Below are 16,996 nucleotides of genomic sequence, written 5' to 3'. Positions count from 1 at the left end.
ACGGTGATTTTTAATGTTGCTATTACGAACACTTAAAAGACGGAGAAAAAGAATCGAACAGACGTATATGGCTGCGCGTAAGAACACGTCGCGCAAAAAGCGACTGATGAAAAAGACCAGGCAGAACCAGCCGGTTCCAGCGTGGGTTATCATCAGGACCAGCAGGAAGGTCAGGACCAACCCCAAGCGCAGGCTTTGGCGCAGGTCTGACGTCAAAGTTGGATAATAGATAGGTGAAATAAAAGAAATGTCAGTAGAAGAAAACATTACCCGCGTTTACACCATCAACCTCGGAAGGGCCTGGATAACACCAGAGTACAGGAGGACCGACCGGGTTGTCAACATGATCAGGGAATTCGCAGAAAAACACATGAAGTCCGGCGAGATCAAGCTGGACCAGGATCTCAACAGGCAGATCTGGTCTCGCGGCAAGACTAACCCGCCAAGGAAGGTCAGGGTCAAGATGGTCAAGGACGAGGACGACGTCGTCACGGTCTCGCTGTACGAAGAGCCGACCGAGTCTGCGTCAGCCCCGGCACCAGCTCCAGCGTCAACAACTGAAGCGCCGGCCGCAGCAGAAACCAAGCCAGCAGCAGAAGAGACGAAGGCAGAAGTAGAAAAGACGCAGTAAATGATAGACGTCTGCCCCTTCTGTTACAAATTTTTACAGACAATCTACGACAAGAAAAAGATGAAAGAAGTCAGGCTCGCGCAGGACGGCGAATGCAAGAGCATGTATCACAAGAAACTGACAGACAGGTAAAAAAACACATACTAGAAGAACGGGATTAGCAAGCATAGATCACATTGCAGGCAAATCCTTGCAATCTGCGCCTGCCACTTTTGGTCTTTTTTTAGAAAAAAATCCGCCCAACCTCTCTCTGCTTCGTAACTCCAAGCGTGAAGATGAACCTAGTTAATCGAACCTCTTATACTCCGGCAATTAGCAGGACATGCCTCAACGTCATCGAACCATATTACGGGCCGCCGTCTTGTGGGTACGAGAGGCGAACCATGGCAAAGGCGGCGGCCTAATTCACTACTCACCCGTGCTTTTTTTGGATCCGATTTCGTTCAATTGACAATTCGTAACAATTAGTACACAACGGCTGCAACCCTATTGCTTCCTGCTGCCAATAACAGGCAGAGGCAGCATGATAGAGTGGCATTATATTTAGGGACAGGTATCATACATCGATGTACCTGGCCGATACGATGATGTACGTAATAACCGATACGACGACTTATCTCGTCATCATCCTGGCGTTCCCAATTGCCGCTCTGGCGGGCATCCTAGCCTACCGCACCACCAAGAAGCAAAAACCAATAGTGGCGGCTATGCGTGAGTATGCATTCTGGAATTTACAGCAGGACAGCTCCAAAGTCTATGACATAGACGTCACGGTTAGCCTGCAAAACATGGGAGCAAATACGACTATTCGCCGAGCCAGACTAACAATAACACACGCGGGTCGGGAATATTACCCTGATCCAGAGGCAGACACACCTGTCGAGTTGAGCGTTGGAAAAACAGTAAAACAACAATACAGGTTCCATCTTTCCCAAGCAGACATCACCCTTACTGACGTAATAGACAGCGCGACTTTGAGACTGACAGATACGTTCAACAGGGATTATGTCGTGACCTTTGAGCGCATTCCGCGGCATTCCCAATGAGGCAAGAACTAGACAGCTAACGGAAAAGGTATGAGGGCAGGTATTCTGGCCTCATACTTGCTTGTGTGTGTGCGTGCGAGTCTTTCGACTGACAGCCAGTTCAAGGTTTTTTAGTATAGCTGCAGATCTCGCATTTTTCAAAAACGGTGCCGTCGAGGTGGTCGAAATGGGCGCCGCAGTCCTTGCAGGTGTGGTGTATGTCAAGGTATCCGTCGGGCGCGTTAAAGCTCTTGCCCTCAAGCTTTTGGCCCTTGCAGACAATGCACCGGCAGCCGCACTGGATTATTTCCAACGCCTCTCAGAGAGGCGTTTTTCTATAATAACCTATTCTAGGATTGGGATTGCAAGCTCTAGGTCCGGCGCAGAATCCGGCTCATCCCAGTCAAGGTGGCTGTCTGCGTCAAAGATCTCGCCGAGCGGGTCGTACGCGTCAAAGCGAGTCTTTTGCGGCGCCGAGGCTACGACATGCACGCGCACGCCGTCGGTTGCCGTCGCAAGCGATGACATGGCGACCTCCGTAGTCCCTTCTTCCTTGAATATGCCCTGCGCATAGCCCACTAGCTGGTTCAATTGTGATATGGGGAGCGTCTCTCCTCCCATGACGTACACGACTGTGCGCCTTATGGCGCCTGAATCGATGACATTTTGGTACAGCATCGAGACAGAGTCCCGGAGGCACGCCTGCGAGTCTCCCGACGCCTTGCTGGTCGAAAGTATGTTCATGTCCGGCCTGACGCCCCTTGAGGCAAGGGACGATGCCACCTCGATTATCGCGCCGTTGGTGGCAGAATAGCATTCCTCCTTTGAGAGCTCGGGATTATTATCAAGAAACGCGTCGTTGTCCATGACTACAATAGAGTGAGACGCTTCGCGCATCCGTCTCAGCGACACGCCTGCCGTAAACATGCGGTCCTTCTCGAAACCAAAAGGCATGATGGCAAAAGAGATCACGGTGCTGGTCTTGCGGGCGACGCTGCAGACCACGGGCGCCATTGCCGCGCCTGCCCTGCCGGCAAGGTTTGCGATGACAATTATGGTGCCAAAGCCCTCAAGCTTGGAGCGGATCTGCTCTTGCTTTGCAGACGCAAAAGACCTCAGCTTGTACGTCGAGGGATTGACCCACTTGCCTGAATTAACAAGAATAGAATTGTTGTCGTCAAGGTCGCGTTTGTCGTTGCTCACAAGGAGGCACTCGCAGCCTATCGCTTCGCTTGCCTTTTTTGCCAGCCTGCTTCCTGCGCCGCCTATACCTACGACAAGTAATGGATTTTTGATCAAAACGTCTTCCGACACTGTCCCCCGCTCTCCCTTTGCAACAGTAGCTCGCGAAAGTTAAAAAGCTTTGGAGATTAGCAGCCGGCCGCGTCGGGTGTAACAAGTTTGAGCTGTTACAGAATCGCGCGGGCTTTCAAAGAAAAGCTGGAAAAATCGTAAACGCTGACGCGTATTTTTTCACCCAGCTTGAAACTGTCCGGCTTGCCGGCAAGCACTACTGATTTGTAGGCATAGTTCCTGCCCTGAGCGACCTTGCCAAGCTCGTCGATTACGATGTCGCCCTGCCAACCCTTCCACGAAGCGTTGCGCTTTTTCGCAATATCGCGCACGAGTCTTGTCAGCCGCTCTGATCTTTCTTTTGCCACCTGCGAGCTAACCTTTTTCATCTTGGCAGACTCTGTCCCTGGCCGGGCGCTATACCGCGAGATGTTGACCACGTCAGGCTGCGTCTCTTTGAGAAGGGCAAGCGTCTCTTGAAAGTCGTCTTCGGTCTCTGTCGGAAAGCCGACTATGATGTCCGTCGATATCGTAAAGTCTGGCATTTTTGCCCTCAGTGTCTTTACCGCGTCTGAAAACACCTGCGCGGTGTGGCCACGTTTCATCTTTCTCAATACCCTTTCGCTCCCGCTCTGCACCGGCATGTGGATGAACCTGAACAGTCTGTCGTTTTGAGAATAGACGTCGGCAATCTCACTCATCATGTCGGGCATGTACTGAGGGTTCAGCATCCCGACGCGGATTTTAAAGTCGCCGTCAATCCCGGTACAAGCCCTCAACAGCTCAGCAAGGTTCGTCCCCATGTCCCGTCCGTAGCAGCCGCTGTCAGTCGAGGTGAGCCACACCTCTTTGCATCCGGCGTCAACGTCGTCTCTCACTTGTCTTGCAATGTCGCCTATCCTGTAGCTGTGGAGCCACCCCTTGGCAAGCTTTGTCTGGCAGAACGTGCACTCGCTCATGCACCCGCTTGCAATCTCGACGATGCTCACGACGGGATTTATCCTGACCCTTGGGATGTTGACCTTGTCGGCCTGTGAGTCCTCAAGTGCGACCAAGCGATTGCCCAGAAATGCAGAGCCGACGACATCTGCAGACCTGTCGATAGAGTGCGGCCCCATGAGGCTTGCCATCGGGCTGAGCGACTCGACCATCGCCCTGTCTGCCTTTGGGAGGCAGCCTGCGACTACGAGAGGTTTGCCGGTCTTGCCAAGCTGCTTTATGCGGTGGACCATCTTGTGCTCCGTCGTGTCCTTTACAGAGCACGTGACAATGAGGTTGAGCGAGCCCTCCTTTCTGCTCGACGCAATCTCGTATCCGGCGCTCTTCAAGAGCCCGGTTATCATTTCCGAATCGGCCATGCTGGCAGAGCACCCGTATGCCTCAACCCACACCTTCTTGCCTTTTGCAGGTTCGTGCTTTATCAGGCGTATCGACTCTATGAGCTTGGGCTTGAGCGACCGGACGTACATATATCGGCTTTCAGGTAACGTGCATTGGTTTAAAAATCATGTCTTTTTGGAAACAGGCAGAGGCATTTGCCGGCTTGCAAGGAAAAAAAATCATCCCTGCGGCTCGTTCTGCGACCATATTTCTGACAGGATGGCCACGTAGGTCGTGACGAGTGCCCCGGACTCCATCGAGTCGCGGTGGCTTTCCATGTCGTTTCCAAGCGCCATGGTGAGCGCTTTTGGCATCTTTAGGTACTCGTTCATGTATATCAAAAGCGAGTAGTACATCAGCTTCATCACTTCCGCGGGGCTGTCTGCCTTTACATCCATGCTGTCAGTCACGTTGGATGCTACGAGCGAAAACTGCGGCGACAGGAGCGCCTTTTCCCCGTCGAGCCTTATCGCTCCCATGTAGAGCAGGTCCTCGATTGCAGAGGCGGCCTCTTCAACGCGGTCGTTGGACAACGCTATCAGTTACCACCTATGTGCTATTTTAGATTGCCCGCGACGACATTCTTGTAGCCTGCGACAAATTCAGGATCTACTATTCCCTGTACAACATACGGTTGCCCGGTAGAAAGCACGATGTCCATCGCCACCGCGCTGTATGGTATGTCAAACATCTCGACCTTGGCAGGATCGTCCACGTCGACAAACTTGGTGCACTTGCCACCCTCGCAGGCAAAGCCGTATACCTTGCCTATTTTCCGGTGGCCCGAGCCGGCCGCACGGCCGCCTGCAGACCCACGCGACTCTTCTACCATCAGGACAAAGATTTCATTTTTGGCAGGCTTGTCTAGATGCACATCGCTCTGCGCGACTACGAGTTTTCTCTGTGGCAGCCGTAAAATTGCGTCCAGAGATTCGGAGGACGACATCTGAGTTTGTTGTTTGCAAGCAGTGTTATATTATAATATCCACACACGCACACGGCTGCGACATTCCGCGGCCCTTCCATTATCGAGATTTGCGCTTGCACCGCTGCCTCATTTCCAAAAAACATGCGCGCATGAAATCAACATGATAAAATATTCGTCTAAAACTAGGTAATGAGCATTACTATTTTATGGAATCTACAAAACAAATGTAAACTTTACATCTAAATATTCCAAAGCGTATGATATACCAAGGTTAAAAAATGGTGTTTGAGATACACGGTAGCTATCTGGCATTTGGGATAGAGGCTTGCCACTGGTGGCATGGTTCCTTGCAACGCACAGAAAAGAGATCGCAGGCGGCAAGACAATAACCACGCGCAGAGATCACACAAATACTGCTCAGGCATAATGTACTACTTCTTGCTTTTCTGGGCGATCACTTGCTCTGCATATGCTCTAACAGTAGCAGTCAGGCTTTGCCCATAGCCGCGGGGATTCCCTTTTTCAGGTCATCAATCGTCATCGCAGGGCGAAGCTCGACCTTTGCTCCGAGCATGAACAGTGGCTCTGCCACCGCAGGTATCCTGTCGACGCTTGGCAGGTCAAGTACAAACATCGCGATCCTTTCTCCGTTCGACTCCATAAAGTACGCGGCCTCGACTTTGTTTGACTTCATGTAGTTTTCCATGTTGGATACAAAGTTTGGGTCTTGGACTGCCTTGTTGCCGGCTTCAGTAGGTATGATGGCTCTTATGACAAACCTCATGCCAGATGATAGAGGGTGGTTGATTTTAAGCGTCGCGAGAGAAACATCGCAATAGATATAATATCTGAAAGACGATCTTGATTGCATGGCACGAACACTATCATCTCCGCAGGTCCTAAAAACGGGCTCAAGCGCGCCTGATTTCCAGTTAAAGGGCGTCGACGGCAAGATGCACTCGCTGTCAGAGTACAAAAGCAGGGCGACGCTTGTAGTTTTCATCTGCAACCACTGCCCCTTTGTCAAGGCAAGGATTGGCGACATTGTCGCGCTCCAGTCCAAGTTCAAGCCCTCCGAACTGCAAGTGATCGGCATCAATAGCAACGACCCGAGCTATCAGGACGAGGGCTTTGACAACATGGTCAAGTTTTCCAAAGAATATGGCCTGAACTTTCACTACCTCATTGACGACAGCCAAGAAGTAGCGCGGGCGTATGGCGCGGTGTGCACGCCCGACCCGTTCCTCTTTGTCGACGGCAAGCTGGCATTCCACGGCAGGATAAACGACGCAATGGAGCCGGAGGCCAAACCAACCGTGCCGGTGATGGAAAACAACGTGCGTACGCTCCTTTCTGGCAAAAAGCTGGAAAAGGATTTCGACCCATCTATCGGCTGCTCGATCAAGTGGAAGAACTAGCCATACTGGTAGACTACTCCCTTTTCCCCTCTTGGGTGGCGCCACTCGGTTTCTTTGGCGCACGTCCCGCACTCTATGCAAGCTTCGTGCTGCAGCACCACCTTGCCGTCTTCTAGACTGTAGCACTTTGTCGGGCAAAGAGTGACGAGCTTTTTCATGAATTCTGACTCGGGGTGTGTGACTTTGATGTGCGACTGCCTGTCGTCGTCGTACTTTAATTTCGCAACACGCTCTGCTACGCTTGGTATGGTGGGCGCGTACGACGCCGTAACCTGCTTGCCGAGCCTTTCTGCGATTTCTACTGGCACCTGCACGTACGTCTCCTCCGACTCGACCAGCGGCAAGAGCTTGTCGTAGCCGAGCATGTTGGCAAGGCCCACCGCAAGACCCCGGAACGTGCTTGACGACATCAGCCGAAATATTATGCCGTAGCGCTGGCCCACGATGTCCTTTGGAACGTCCTTTGCCGCATCGAGGAACGTTTTCAAATAGTCCTTGTCGATTTCGCGCATGTCCCGCGTGTACGGGCTTGCCTCCACCTGCTGCGAGTAGTATTCGCCCATGTATTCGCCGGAAAAGTCGTTGCGGTCGATTGCGCGAGACACCGACTCGGCGGCCCTCACGGCGTCGTCTATCCCGACGTTAAGCCCCTCTATCCGGGGCCCGATAAAGACGCCCCTTCCGGCCGCGTCTCCCACGAACAGGATGTTCTTGTGGTACGGCTTTTTCATCATGCAGCGCTTGCCGTCCGGCACGAGTTTTGCAGAGTATTCCAGCTCCACATAGTCGGTTTCAAACCTTGCGCCGTACTTGGACTGCAGGTCGGCCTTTATCGATTCAAGCCGCGATTTTATCTCGTCGTCAGACTTGTATTTTCCAGACTCTACCAATTTTTTGCGCGCAGAAGGCGAGTAGTAGGCGTCGCGAAGTTCGCTCCACGTCTTTATCAGCTTGCTGACTGCGAATTTTATGCGCAGCTGCTCCTCCTTTGGCAGGTTGCGGTCTATCTCCTTCTTGACTGCCACCTCATCCCTGACAAACTCTGACACCAGCGGGTTCCGCAAGAGTGCGTCAACAAGCGCGCTGGGCTCTGCGGGTTTTTCCACCAGCGAGTCGAAATGGTAGACGGCGCCGACAGACAGCGTGTCGCGGTTCGTGTAAGCAAAGCCGCCGCCGATGTGCCCTAGCGTGACGTCTCCCGCAAACAGGTGGGCGGCGCCTTCATCAGAGCCTATGCCAAAGCGCTCCTCCAGTATCTGTTCTGGAAGCTTGGCAATCACCTTGACGCCCTGGTACGTCTGCGCCGGCGAAAACTTTGGTCTTGCCCCTGTCATCTCGGCTATTTCCGAGTTGACGCCGTCTGCGGCAATGACTGCCTTTACCTCAAAGGGCTCTAATTCGTCAGTCTCTATAACCGCATGTCCATTGTTCCAGCCAATCGACCGCACATGGACGCCGGACACTATTCCTCCGCCAGACTTTTCTGCGGCCTCTGCGGCCTGTTTTGCAAACCAGGCGTTCAGCCTTCCAAGGAGCACAGAATAACCGAAATTTGCCTGGTACTCGTGTGCTGCAGTCAGGTCTATCGCATAGTCCTTGTCTTTTGAGACTGCGTGCAGGATGTATTTGGTAATCTGGCGCTCCACCGGCGCCTCGGAAAAGTTGCCATAGACGTCCTCTACGTTGTGCACCTTGCCGTGCCTTGGCTTTTTCGAATACAGGATGCCACCGGAGACATTCTTTGTCCCCACCTGCCTGCCGGCCTCGATGAGCACGGCCTGCCTGCCGAGGTCTGCCAGTTTCTTTAGCGCGGCAAGCCCGGCAGAGCCTCCGCCGATGACTGCCACGTCATAGCGCTCTGTCATTTTATTTTCTCCTTGCCTCCAATGCGGGCTTTATCACCCGCAGTTCTTCGATTAGTGCGGGAATCACGTCTTCCATCCTGCCTTGGATGAACACGTCGCATTCGTCCTTTATCGGCGACTCGACGTCTGGGTTTATCGCAATGACAAAGCCTGACTCTTTCATGCCGGCGATGTGCTGCATCGCGCCGCTGATGCCGGCGGCTATGTAGAGAAGAGGCATTACCTTCCTGCCGCTTGTGCCTATAACCCTGTCAGGTATCATGTAGGCAGAGCTGATGCCCTCACTCACAGGGTACGGCTTTTTCGATATGGGAAGCGAGACTCCGACCTCGGCGTCGATTTCTTTTGCAAGCTCTATCACCAGCTTTATGTTCTGCTCCGGCGCGTCCTTTATCCCCCGGCCGAAACTGACCACTGCCTTTTTGCTGTCATAGTCGACCGCGCTTTTCACAGGCTTTCTTGCCAGCACCTTCACCTTCAGGTCTTCAGGGTCAAACGTCGGAGTATAGTCGATTATGACGCCTTTCCTCGATTCGTCGCGCGCTATGGGTTCAAAGACTCCAGGGATTATGCTGCACGCCTGTGGATGGTAGTCCCTTGCGATTGCCGGGTTGCGGTTGTCAAGGCACAGAATAGTGGTCCAGAGAAAGCCGGAAAAGTCGGGCCGGTACATTTCAAGTGTCCTTTCGTAGACCATGGGCTGGCCCTTGGTCTTGTGCTCATGCCTTATCTCAAGGTCGCTTATGACCAGCTTGTTGATGTCAGACGCAAGGCCCGAGTCGAGCTGCGCCATCACGGTCGAGGACAGCTGCCTGCCAACGCTGTCTGCCGCAAAGAACATGTAACGCGGGCGTTCAAAATCCGAAGAATTTGAAAATTTTGCGACAAGCGACCGGTCGAGCGCTATCTGCGAGATAACCTTGGTGTCGACCAGGTTGCGCGAGTATTTCAGCTCCGGGCTGTCGGCGTATATCACGGCGTCCGCGCCATGATACACAAGCTCGTCGCATATTTTCCGAACGCCGCTTCCAAGGACCAGTGCAACCACCTTTTCGTCGGCGGAATATTTCCTGTTGTAGCCGTCCATGAGGCGCCTTGCCTCGCCAAGCATCTCCAGGCTGACCGGCACTAATTGGCCCTCCTCGTGCTCTATTATCATGTACAGGTGCTCGTACTTTGTCGTCATTTTATGACCATGCCTCCAAGTACTTCGTGTATCTTGGCCGCGACCTTGCGCAGCTGCTCCCGGTCAGAGCCATCTATTACCTCGGCCTTTCTGCTAGCCTTGGCCCGGGGTATCTTTTCTACCTTGTACACGATTGTGGGCGAGCCGGGAAGGCCCACCGTTTTTGGGTCGACTTCCAGCTGCTGCGCGTTGAACGTCTTTAGGTATCGCTTGTAGTCAGACGATCTTTCTTTTGCCTCCTTTTGGTATTTTTCAAGCGCAAGCCTCTGCGATACCGTGTCAAACGACGGCTTGTATGACGGATCTATTGCGATAAACACTGGAAGCGGGGCCTCCACCTCCTCCTCGACGTCGTAAACGCCCTGCAGCGATATGAGGCGCCTTGCCCTCACCACCCGCCTTTCCACGTCAATATCATAGTCTATGACGTGTCCAAGAAACGTAAATCCAAGCTTCCACGCAGTCTGCGGCCCAGTCTGGCCAGTCTCGCCGTCGGATGCGCGGTGGCCGGAAAAGACGATGTCCATCTTGCCGACATCCATCTTTGCCACTCCTGCTCGGAGGACCTCGGCGGTGGCAAGCGTGTCTGCTCCTGCAAATAGCCTGTCGCTGTACAGGTGCAACTCCTCCGCGTCGCAAATCAATTGCGCCTGCGCAAGGGCGGCGTCTGCGTTTGGTGGGCCCATCGTTCCGACCGACACTCTGGCCCCGAACTTTACGCGGGCGTAAAACGCGGCCTGGCAGGCAATTGCGCTGTGCGGCCCCAGAATGCTCTTTGTTTCTGCCCTATTGAGGGTTCCGTCGGCGTTGTAGCTTACGTTTCCTTCGGAAAAATCAGGCTCTAGTTTCACAATAACGGCGACGTTAAGGTTCGGCATACTTTACACTCCCCTTTATTTCCATTGTTTTCCTTTAAATGGTTTTGCCATGTATTACACGGTGGCAGCAGCCACTTGCTTTTGCGAACGCAGAGCCTCGTACGCCTTGCGAAGCCTCGCGTAAAACTGCGGCATGCTAGGCGCAAGCATCGCGTAGGCGAGGTAAAAGTCCTCCGCCTCGCGCACGTAGCGCTTTTGCTTTTCGTGCCCTGGCAGGCTTTGATAGGCAAACGCCATGTTGTTGAGCCGGTCTGCGAGTTTTATCACCTTGACATCATAGTCTGCCTTTGCAAGGAGGTTGCAATAGTCCCAGAACCGCGCGGCCCTGCGGTCGTCTTCGGTCCAGCCGGTAAAGATTTCAAGCGGCTTTATCTTCAGGTCGCTTGCTATTCTCTGCACTTTTGCCCCAAAGCGGTATGCAAGGTACGCTTCAAACCCGTACGCCTTGGACTCGTGCAGGTTGAGGATGCGCTCGTCGTCTTCCATCACGTCGTGCAGTATCGCCGACGCGACTTCGACTCCGGTTATGCCCCTGTTGTTTGACCGGTAGTGCGCCACCACGTCCATGGCGACGGGCCAAGTATGTGTTTCAAGAAACGGCGACCGGCCGTCCTCCCTGACAAGGCCGGCGTGTACCTCTTCTGCAATTTCTATCGCGCCTTCTATCAGGCTGTCTGGCCGGAGCCTGCCCTCGTTTTCAAGGAACGAAAGGAACTCACTCCTGCTTGCCCTAGTAGTTGGGGCCATGATGGTACCCTCTAGAGCGTAGAACTGCAAGAAAAGATTTTCTAGGAAGATCTAGATGATTTGTTCATAACTCTTTAAAATTATTGTTTCGTCGATATTCTACAGCGACCGGCGCTTGCCGCACCGTTGTTGAGGCTCGGGTGGTGGTGTCCTTGACGCAGGCAAGCGTTGGCGCTCCTTTGAGTATATGACTGATGTGAAAAGATATGGCAAAGATGGCGACAACAACAAACAGAGAGCAGAGACCGTGGGGATGGTTTGAGCAGTTCAACGAAAACGACCCGTGCACGGTAAAACTCATCCACGTCAAAGCCGGAAGCAGGCTTTCTTTGCAGTACCATGAAAAGCGCAGGGAGTTCTGGAAGGTGGTAAAAGGGCCGGCAATTGTTCAGATAGACGGCAAGACGTTTACGGGCAAGGCCGGTGACGAGTTTGAGATACCTACTCGCGCCAAGCACAGGCTTGCCGCAAAAAAAAGTTCAGATGCCCTCGTTCTAGAGATATCGTACGGCCATTTCGACGAAGACGATATTGTCAGGATAGAGGACGACTTTGGAAGGACGAAAGACGTCCTTTATGCCTAGTTTTATTCGGTCAGTCGTCGTCAGAGTCTTTTCCGGTTATAGCCCCTGCGAGGTGCTTGAAGAATATCGCCCTGCGGAGCTTGCCAAACTTGTTGCTTGTCGCATATAGTTTGACAGGCGTGTCACAGTGGGTGCACACCTTTTTCTTTTTCAATATCACAAGGTCGGTCAGCGGATGCGTCCCTGAGCAGGTCGAGCACCAGTAGTACATCAGACCCCGCGTTTGGTGGAGCGTAAGCGACTCAAAATCAAGGCCTTCCTTTGAACACACTTCCCGTGCTATCTCCACCAGCACGGGGTCGCAGTTGTTTGGAATCTGTTGTGCCATACCTGTTAAAGAGGCGGAGCGGTTAGATAAGTCTAATGGTCATATGTTAGCTAATTACATACAAGCACTAAGGTTATATCTTGAATAGAAATAACCCATGCGGTCCATGAAAGCGGTATATGTGGTCAGAGATCCGCAGGTCGCAAAGGTGCTTGTAGATCCGATGCGCAGGGCGATACTGAGCTTGTTGCGCGAAAAGCCAATGACCCAGGCGCAGCTTGCCGACGAGCTCGGGCTGTCTGACGCGTCGCTCAATTACCACATGAAGATACTTAAGGAATACGATCTTGTCATGCTGACCAAAAAGGTCGCAGAGGAGCACGGCATAATCCAAAAGTTCTTTTCGCCGGCGGCCTGCCTTTTCGTGTATGACATTGACGCGCTTCCAAAGGACATCGCGCGCTACTTTTACCCGCAGAGCCTAGAACGCGCAAGGTCGGTCATCTCGATGCACGACTTGGGGATAGACGCCCACGACTCGCAGTCAGTCGACGCGATATCTGACAACCTGTCGCGCCTTTTGGTGAGCGCTGCCAAGGCGTACGAGAAGAAAAAAGTCCCGTACGGAAGCGACGAGACCATCCACGAGATCTACGGCAAGGCCATAGCTGCCCTTGGCGGCAAGAGCGCGATTGGTGTGCGCCAAAAGCGCAAGTAGGCTCAGGCGAGCACCAGTAGTACTATTGACGACGACACCAGGGCGCACGCGATTATTATTGCGATATAGAGTTTTTTGTTGGTGTTGCGCAGGGTCAGTCGCCTCGAAGCAGCCGGCGCCAATTTCAGGATGCCTTGTGCACGATGCTGTCGAGGTACATCTGCACGTGCGGCTCTGCGACCCACAGCTTGCTTTCTTTTTCAAACAGGTATCCATACCGCTGCGAGCTTCCCATCTTTTCTTTGGACTGCAGTTCCGTCAGGTAGCGCGCCGTTATCGCCTCTTCGTCAAAGCCGTTCTTCCTGGCGACTGCTTCAAGCATGTCGTGCATACCCGAGCCATGCTGCGCGGCCTCTTTGACCCTGAAGGCGACATCGTGCGGGATGCCCAGCTTCTCCGCAAGCCTCCTGTGGACGCGCTTGCCAAACTTGTCGTTCGGCCTGACGTTTAGACGCAGGTCCATTTCCATCGACGCCTTTATCACGTACATGTCAAGGTATGGCTCGCGCAGTTCTATGCTGTGCGCCATCGTTATCTTGTCCTCGCGCTCAAGTGTCTCCTTGTACAGAAGTGAGAGGTCCTGCGCCATGCGCGTTCTCAGCTTGCGGTAGCCTTCGCGCTCTGCCACGCACGAGTACCAGTTGTAGCCGGCGAAAAGCTCGTCTGCGCCCTGGCCTGTCAGCATTATCCTTATCCCGTCCTTCTTTGCTAGCTCTACCGCGCCGTACACCGGCAGGGCGACTTCAATTTGGCCCGCGTTGCTTTCCTCTATTACGCGAATTATCTCCGGCACCAGCTGCTCGACTCTGTCCTGCGAAAGCTCGTTTGCGCGCAGCTCAAGGCCGAGCGTGTCTGCAATCTGGCGCGCAAACTCTAGGTCGCTTGAACCCTCTACTCCGCATGTGTAGCAAATGACTTTGGGCACCATCTTGCTTGCAAGGTACGCCACAAGCACGCTGTCGATTCCACCGGAAAATATTATCCCGATGCGATCTACGTCCTGCGTGCGCTTTTTCATCGCGGCGACAAGAGTGTCTTCATAGGCCGCCACAGCGGAAGCCATCGTCCTGTGCACTACCTGCGCTTTCAGCAGGCCGGCAATCTGCACCTGCGGCTTGGTCCGTGCACCTTCGATTATCAGGGCGTGGCCGGGAAGAACGCGCAGAGTTGGCTCCTTCAGGCCCACTGCCCAGAGCGCCTTGCGCTCTGACGCAAACGCCACCATCTGCTCGTTTTCCGCATAGTACATTGGCCTGACCCCTAGCCTGTCACGCACAAGCACTGTTGTGTCAGCGGCCTCGTCCCGTATCGCAAGGGCATAGACGCCGTCAAGTTCTGCCACGGTCCTCTTGACTGCCTCAAGGAGGTCGCCATTGCATGAATTGTAATGCTCTTCAAGCAGGTGCACAATGACTTCGCTGTCAGTCTCTGTCGTAAAGGTGTGGCGCCCCGAAAGGCGCGCCTTTAGCTCTTTGTAGTTGTAAATCTCGCCGTTGTGCTCCAGAGTCAGCCTGCCGTCGCAGCTCCGGAACGGCTGCGTTCCACATGTCCCCCCCACGATTGCAAGCCTCGAATGGCCGATGACGCTCTGGGCGCGCATCGTGCCGAGATCGAGGTCTGCAACTGACTGCGAACGCACCACCTGCCCTTCAAAGGATACGCCGGCGCCGTCCGGCCCGCGGCTTGCCATGCTAAAAAGCATCGAGCCAACAAGCGGCGCGACGTTCCCTCCACGTTTGCTCAATACACCTGCAATTCCACACATTTTTCTTTAACCAAAACCTGACACGCTGTCAGGCATCTGCCAAAAAGTACCCGTACATAATTTAAAAGAGTTTGCAGGGATTGTGCCGCATCGTCTTTTTTATGACGAGTACTGGTCTTCGCCGCCAAGCGACTCTAGGTATGCCGCATGGCAGTCCTTGCACTGGTTTCCAACGAAATTGCTTTCGTCCACTTCTTGCTTGCAGCTGACGCACCTTTTGTTTGCCATAACGTCTGACAGGTGCAAATGCGCCGGCGGATAAGTGTTTGTGTTTGCGTGCGTGAGTCATTAACAATATATGCTCGAAGTGGAAATCTACTGCCCCTTGCTCTCATCCACGGGAAGATTCATCCTCGCAAACGTGTTTGCCCCTAGCGGCGACCAGCCGGAGGCCATAGAAAAGCTTGCCCAGAGTGTGAAAAAGGGCGGAAGGCAGACGCTCCTTGGAGTGACTGGAAGCGGCAAGACATTTACAATCGCAAACGTCGTCGCAAAGACGAACAAAAACACGCTTGTAATATCGCACAACAAGACCCTTGCGGCGCAATTGTACGCCGAGTTTAAAGAGTTCTTTCCTGAAAACAACGTCGGTTATTTCGTCAGTTTCTACGACTATTACCAGCCGGAAAGCTACATCCCGCAGACAGACACTTACATCGAAAAGGACACCGAGGTCAACGAAAAAATCGAAAAGATGCGACTGGAGGCGACTGCGATGCTCATGTCAGGCCAGCCCACGATAATAATCGCGACCGTTTCGTGCATCTACTCGCTAGGCTCGCCAGAGGAATGGGAGGGAAGCAGCATAGCCCTTTCAAGGGGCGACGTAATCGACAGAAAGGCGATAATAAAGAGCCTCATTGATGCGCGCTACGAGCGAAACGACCTTGCGCTAGTACCGGGCACGTTTCGCGCAAAGGGCGACACGATTGACATAATCCCGGGCTACTCTGACGACGTCATCCGCGTGTCCATGTTCGGCGACGAGATAGAGAGGATAAGCATACACGACCACGTCAGCATGAAGAAACTTCGCGACACGGGCGCAGTAAGGATATTTCCTGCAAAGCACTACATCACCGCGGAGGAGGCCCGCGAGCAGGCCGTCAGGTCGATAAAGGGTGAGTTGCAAGAGTGGCTGCCGCAGCTGCCCTCGGAACTAGAGAGGCAGCGCCTCGCCTCAAGGACGAAATACGACCTGGAGATGATAGAGGAGCTTGGCTATTGCTCAGGGATTGAAAACTATTCCCGCCACTTTGACGGAAGAAAGCAGGGCGAGCCTCCGTCCTGCCTGCTGGACTTTTTCGGCGATGACTTTCTCCTTGTAATAGACGAGTCGCACGTCACGCTTCCACAGCTGCACGGTATGCACGCCGGCGACCACACGCGCAAAAAGTCGCTTGTGGACTTTGGCTTTCGCCTGCCGAGCGCGTTTGACAACCGCCCCCTGAAATTTGAAGAGTTTGAGAAATACCTGAAAAACACGGTGTTTGTTTCCGCGACTCCGGGCCCGTACGAGCTAAAGACCAGCAGGCAGGTCGTCGAGCAACTAGTAAGGCCAACCGGACTTGTGGACCCCCAGGTGGAGGTCAGGCCGACAAAGGATCAGATGGACGACCTCATACGCGAGATAAAGGCAAGGGCAAAGCACGGCCAGCGCACGCTCGTGACCACCCTGACAAAGAGGATGGCAGAGGACCTTGCAGAGTTTTTGGCGAAAAACGAGGTGCGCGTGCGCTATCTCCACTCCGAGATAGAGGGACTAGAGCGTACAGAGCTTATCAGGCAATTGCGCCTCGGCGAATTCGACGTCATCGTGGGCATCAACCTTTTGAGGGAGGGTCTTGACATCCCAGAAGTCTCGCTAGTTGCGATTCTGGACGCCGACAAGGAGGGCTTTTTGCGCAACACTACCAGCCTAATACAGACCTTTGGCAGGGCGGCAAGGAACCTAGACGGCACGGTGATAATGTATTCTGACAGGATGACAGAGTCTATGGAGGAAGCGATTGAGGAGACGGAGCGCAGGCGCAAGCGCCAGCTCGACTACAACAGGCGCCACAAGATAACTCCAAAGACGATTGTCAAGCCGGTGCCCGAAAGCACCGCGCCGGAAGAGGTCGCAGAGGCGGCAGAGACAAAGTCGATGACTCGGCGCGACCTGCTAAAGCTTGCGATAGAGACAGAGGCTACCATGAAGAAATACGCAGAGGAGCTGGAATTTGAAAAGGCCATAGAGTTCAGGGAAAAGTTGGCAAGGATAAAAAGGGCGATTGGCGACGCGACTCCTATCACGGAGGTGTCATGATT

Annotated in this window: 20 protein-coding genes; 7 read left to right on the top strand and 13 right to left on the bottom strand. The window is 53.6% G+C overall.

The features are described 5' to 3' along the window. Nucleotides 1-67 precede the first annotated feature (67 nt). The 3 genes from ACYOR7_RS02990 (at nucleotide 68) to ACYOR7_RS02980 (ending at nucleotide 1,677) form a co-directional block, all read left to right on the top strand. Nucleotides 68-226 carry a 50S ribosomal protein L39e gene (locus tag ACYOR7_RS02990; protein WP_294805684.1) on the top strand — a complete coding sequence of 53 codons (159 nt, stop codon included), beginning with the start codon at nucleotides 68-70 and terminating at the stop codon, nucleotides 224-226. A gap of 21 nt (nucleotides 227-247) precedes the next feature. Then, on the top strand, nucleotides 248-631 hold the full coding sequence (locus tag ACYOR7_RS02985; protein ID WP_294805685.1) for a 50S ribosomal protein L31e: 384 nt from the start codon (nucleotides 248-250) through the stop codon (nucleotides 629-631). A gap of 566 nt (nucleotides 632-1,197) precedes the next feature. Then, nucleotides 1,198-1,677, top strand: a complete 480-nt coding sequence (locus ACYOR7_RS02980) for a hypothetical protein (protein ID WP_294805686.1) — start codon at nucleotides 1,198-1,200, stop codon at nucleotides 1,675-1,677. 100 nt (nucleotides 1,678-1,777) lie between these two features. Here ACYOR7_RS02980 and ACYOR7_RS02975 read toward each other — a convergent pair whose 3' ends face one another. The 6 genes from ACYOR7_RS02975 to ACYOR7_RS02950 form a co-directional block, all read right to left on the bottom strand. Continuing rightward, nucleotides 1,778-1,969 carry a hypothetical protein gene (locus ACYOR7_RS02975; protein WP_294805687.1) on the bottom strand — a complete coding sequence of 64 codons (192 nt, stop codon included), beginning with the start codon at nucleotides 1,967-1,969 and terminating at the stop codon, nucleotides 1,778-1,780. A gap of 32 nt (nucleotides 1,970-2,001) precedes the next feature. Beyond that, nucleotides 2,002-2,970, bottom strand: coding sequence for an FtsZ/tubulin family protein (locus tag ACYOR7_RS02970; RefSeq protein ID WP_294805688.1), 969 nt, complete (start codon nucleotides 2,968-2,970; stop codon nucleotides 2,002-2,004). Between the two features lie 95 nt (nucleotides 2,971-3,065). Continuing rightward, nucleotides 3,066-4,418 (bottom strand): tRNA (N(6)-L-threonylcarbamoyladenosine(37)-C(2))-methylthiotransferase, encoded by a 1,353-nt coding sequence (locus ACYOR7_RS02965; RefSeq protein WP_479913066.1) that lies wholly within the window; start codon nucleotides 4,416-4,418, stop codon nucleotides 3,066-3,068. A gap of 90 nt (nucleotides 4,419-4,508) precedes the next feature. Further along, entirely contained in the window at nucleotides 4,509-4,862 is a 354-nt protein-coding gene (locus ACYOR7_RS02960) for a hypothetical protein (RefSeq protein ID WP_294808556.1), read from the bottom strand. 23 nt (nucleotides 4,863-4,885) lie between these two features. Next, complete coding sequence (locus tag ACYOR7_RS02955; RefSeq protein WP_294808558.1) at nucleotides 4,886-5,275, bottom strand: hypothetical protein; 390 nt, start codon at nucleotides 5,273-5,275, stop codon at nucleotides 4,886-4,888. Nucleotides 5,276-5,744: 469 nt separating this feature from the next. Continuing rightward, complete coding sequence (locus tag ACYOR7_RS02950) at nucleotides 5,745-6,041, bottom strand: hypothetical protein (RefSeq protein ID WP_479913065.1); 297 nt, start codon at nucleotides 6,039-6,041, stop codon at nucleotides 5,745-5,747. Nucleotides 6,042-6,126: 85 nt separating this feature from the next. Between ACYOR7_RS02950 and ACYOR7_RS02945 the strand changes: the two genes are divergently transcribed. Then, a complete protein-coding gene (locus tag ACYOR7_RS02945) occupies nucleotides 6,127-6,675 on the top strand; it encodes a thioredoxin family protein (RefSeq protein ID WP_294806638.1) in 549 nt (182 codons plus the stop codon). Here the strand turns inward: ACYOR7_RS02945 and ACYOR7_RS02940 are convergent. The 4 genes from ACYOR7_RS02940 to ACYOR7_RS02925 are packed head-to-tail and all read right to left on the bottom strand — an operon-like array spanning nucleotide 6,672 to nucleotide 11,351. Continuing rightward, the gene (locus ACYOR7_RS02940) at nucleotides 6,672-8,540 is read right to left on the bottom strand and encodes an electron transfer flavoprotein (protein ID WP_479913064.1); all 1,869 of its coding nucleotides are present in this window, start codon (nucleotides 8,538-8,540) and stop codon (nucleotides 6,672-6,674) included. The genes ACYOR7_RS02945 and ACYOR7_RS02940 overlap by 4 nt on opposite strands. A gap of 1 nt (nucleotide 8,541) precedes the next feature. After that, nucleotides 8,542-9,726: an electron transfer flavoprotein subunit alpha/FixB family protein gene (locus ACYOR7_RS02935; RefSeq protein WP_294806633.1), complete on the bottom strand. Its 1,185-nt coding sequence runs from the start codon at nucleotides 9,724-9,726 to the stop codon at nucleotides 8,542-8,544. After that, complete coding sequence (locus ACYOR7_RS02930) at nucleotides 9,723-10,604, bottom strand: electron transfer flavoprotein subunit beta/FixA family protein (protein WP_294806631.1); 882 nt, start codon at nucleotides 10,602-10,604, stop codon at nucleotides 9,723-9,725. The genes ACYOR7_RS02935 and ACYOR7_RS02930 overlap by 4 nt, the downstream gene beginning before the upstream one ends. A 54-nt stretch (nucleotides 10,605-10,658) precedes the next feature. Further along, the gene (locus ACYOR7_RS02925; RefSeq protein WP_479913063.1) at nucleotides 10,659-11,351 is read right to left on the bottom strand and encodes an HD domain-containing protein; all 693 of its coding nucleotides are present in this window, start codon (nucleotides 11,349-11,351) and stop codon (nucleotides 10,659-10,661) included. Nucleotides 11,352-11,566: 215 nt separating this feature from the next. Between ACYOR7_RS02925 and ACYOR7_RS02920 the strand changes: the two genes are divergently transcribed. Further along, the gene (locus tag ACYOR7_RS02920) at nucleotides 11,567-11,935 is read left to right on the top strand and encodes a phosphomannose isomerase type II C-terminal cupin domain (RefSeq protein ID WP_479913062.1); all 369 of its coding nucleotides are present in this window, start codon (nucleotides 11,567-11,569) and stop codon (nucleotides 11,933-11,935) included. A gap of 10 nt (nucleotides 11,936-11,945) precedes the next feature. Here ACYOR7_RS02920 and ACYOR7_RS02915 read toward each other — a convergent pair whose 3' ends face one another. Further along, a complete protein-coding gene (locus ACYOR7_RS02915) occupies nucleotides 11,946-12,263 on the bottom strand; it encodes a hypothetical protein (protein WP_294806625.1) in 318 nt (105 codons plus the stop codon). A gap of 106 nt (nucleotides 12,264-12,369) precedes the next feature. On the opposite strand from ACYOR7_RS02915, the gene ACYOR7_RS02910 reads away from it, so the two are divergent. Beyond that, on the top strand, nucleotides 12,370-12,921 hold the full coding sequence (locus tag ACYOR7_RS02910; RefSeq protein WP_294806623.1) for an ArsR/SmtB family transcription factor: 552 nt from the start codon (nucleotides 12,370-12,372) through the stop codon (nucleotides 12,919-12,921). 124 nt (nucleotides 12,922-13,045) lie between these two features. On the opposite strand, the gene asnB is transcribed toward ACYOR7_RS02910, so the two are convergent. Next, nucleotides 13,046-14,686: an asparagine synthase (glutamine-hydrolyzing) gene (gene asnB, locus ACYOR7_RS02905; RefSeq protein ID WP_479913061.1), complete on the bottom strand. Its 1,641-nt coding sequence runs from the start codon at nucleotides 14,684-14,686 to the stop codon at nucleotides 13,046-13,048. 99 nt (nucleotides 14,687-14,785) lie between these two features. After that, entirely contained in the window at nucleotides 14,786-14,914 is a 129-nt protein-coding gene (locus ACYOR7_RS02900; protein WP_294806617.1) for a hypothetical protein, read from the bottom strand. Nucleotides 14,915-14,984: 70 nt separating this feature from the next. On the opposite strand from ACYOR7_RS02900, the gene uvrB reads away from it, so the two are divergent. After that, the gene (gene uvrB, locus ACYOR7_RS02895; RefSeq protein ID WP_479913060.1) at nucleotides 14,985-16,994 is read left to right on the top strand and encodes an excinuclease ABC subunit UvrB; all 2,010 of its coding nucleotides are present in this window, start codon (nucleotides 14,985-14,987) and stop codon (nucleotides 16,992-16,994) included. Nucleotides 16,995-16,996 lie beyond the last annotated feature (2 nt).

Source organism: Candidatus Nitrososphaera sp. 86-2 (genome assembly GCF_056726185.1).
Note: the sequence above shows the minus strand (reverse complement) of the source record. Positions and strands in the feature narration are given on the sequence as shown.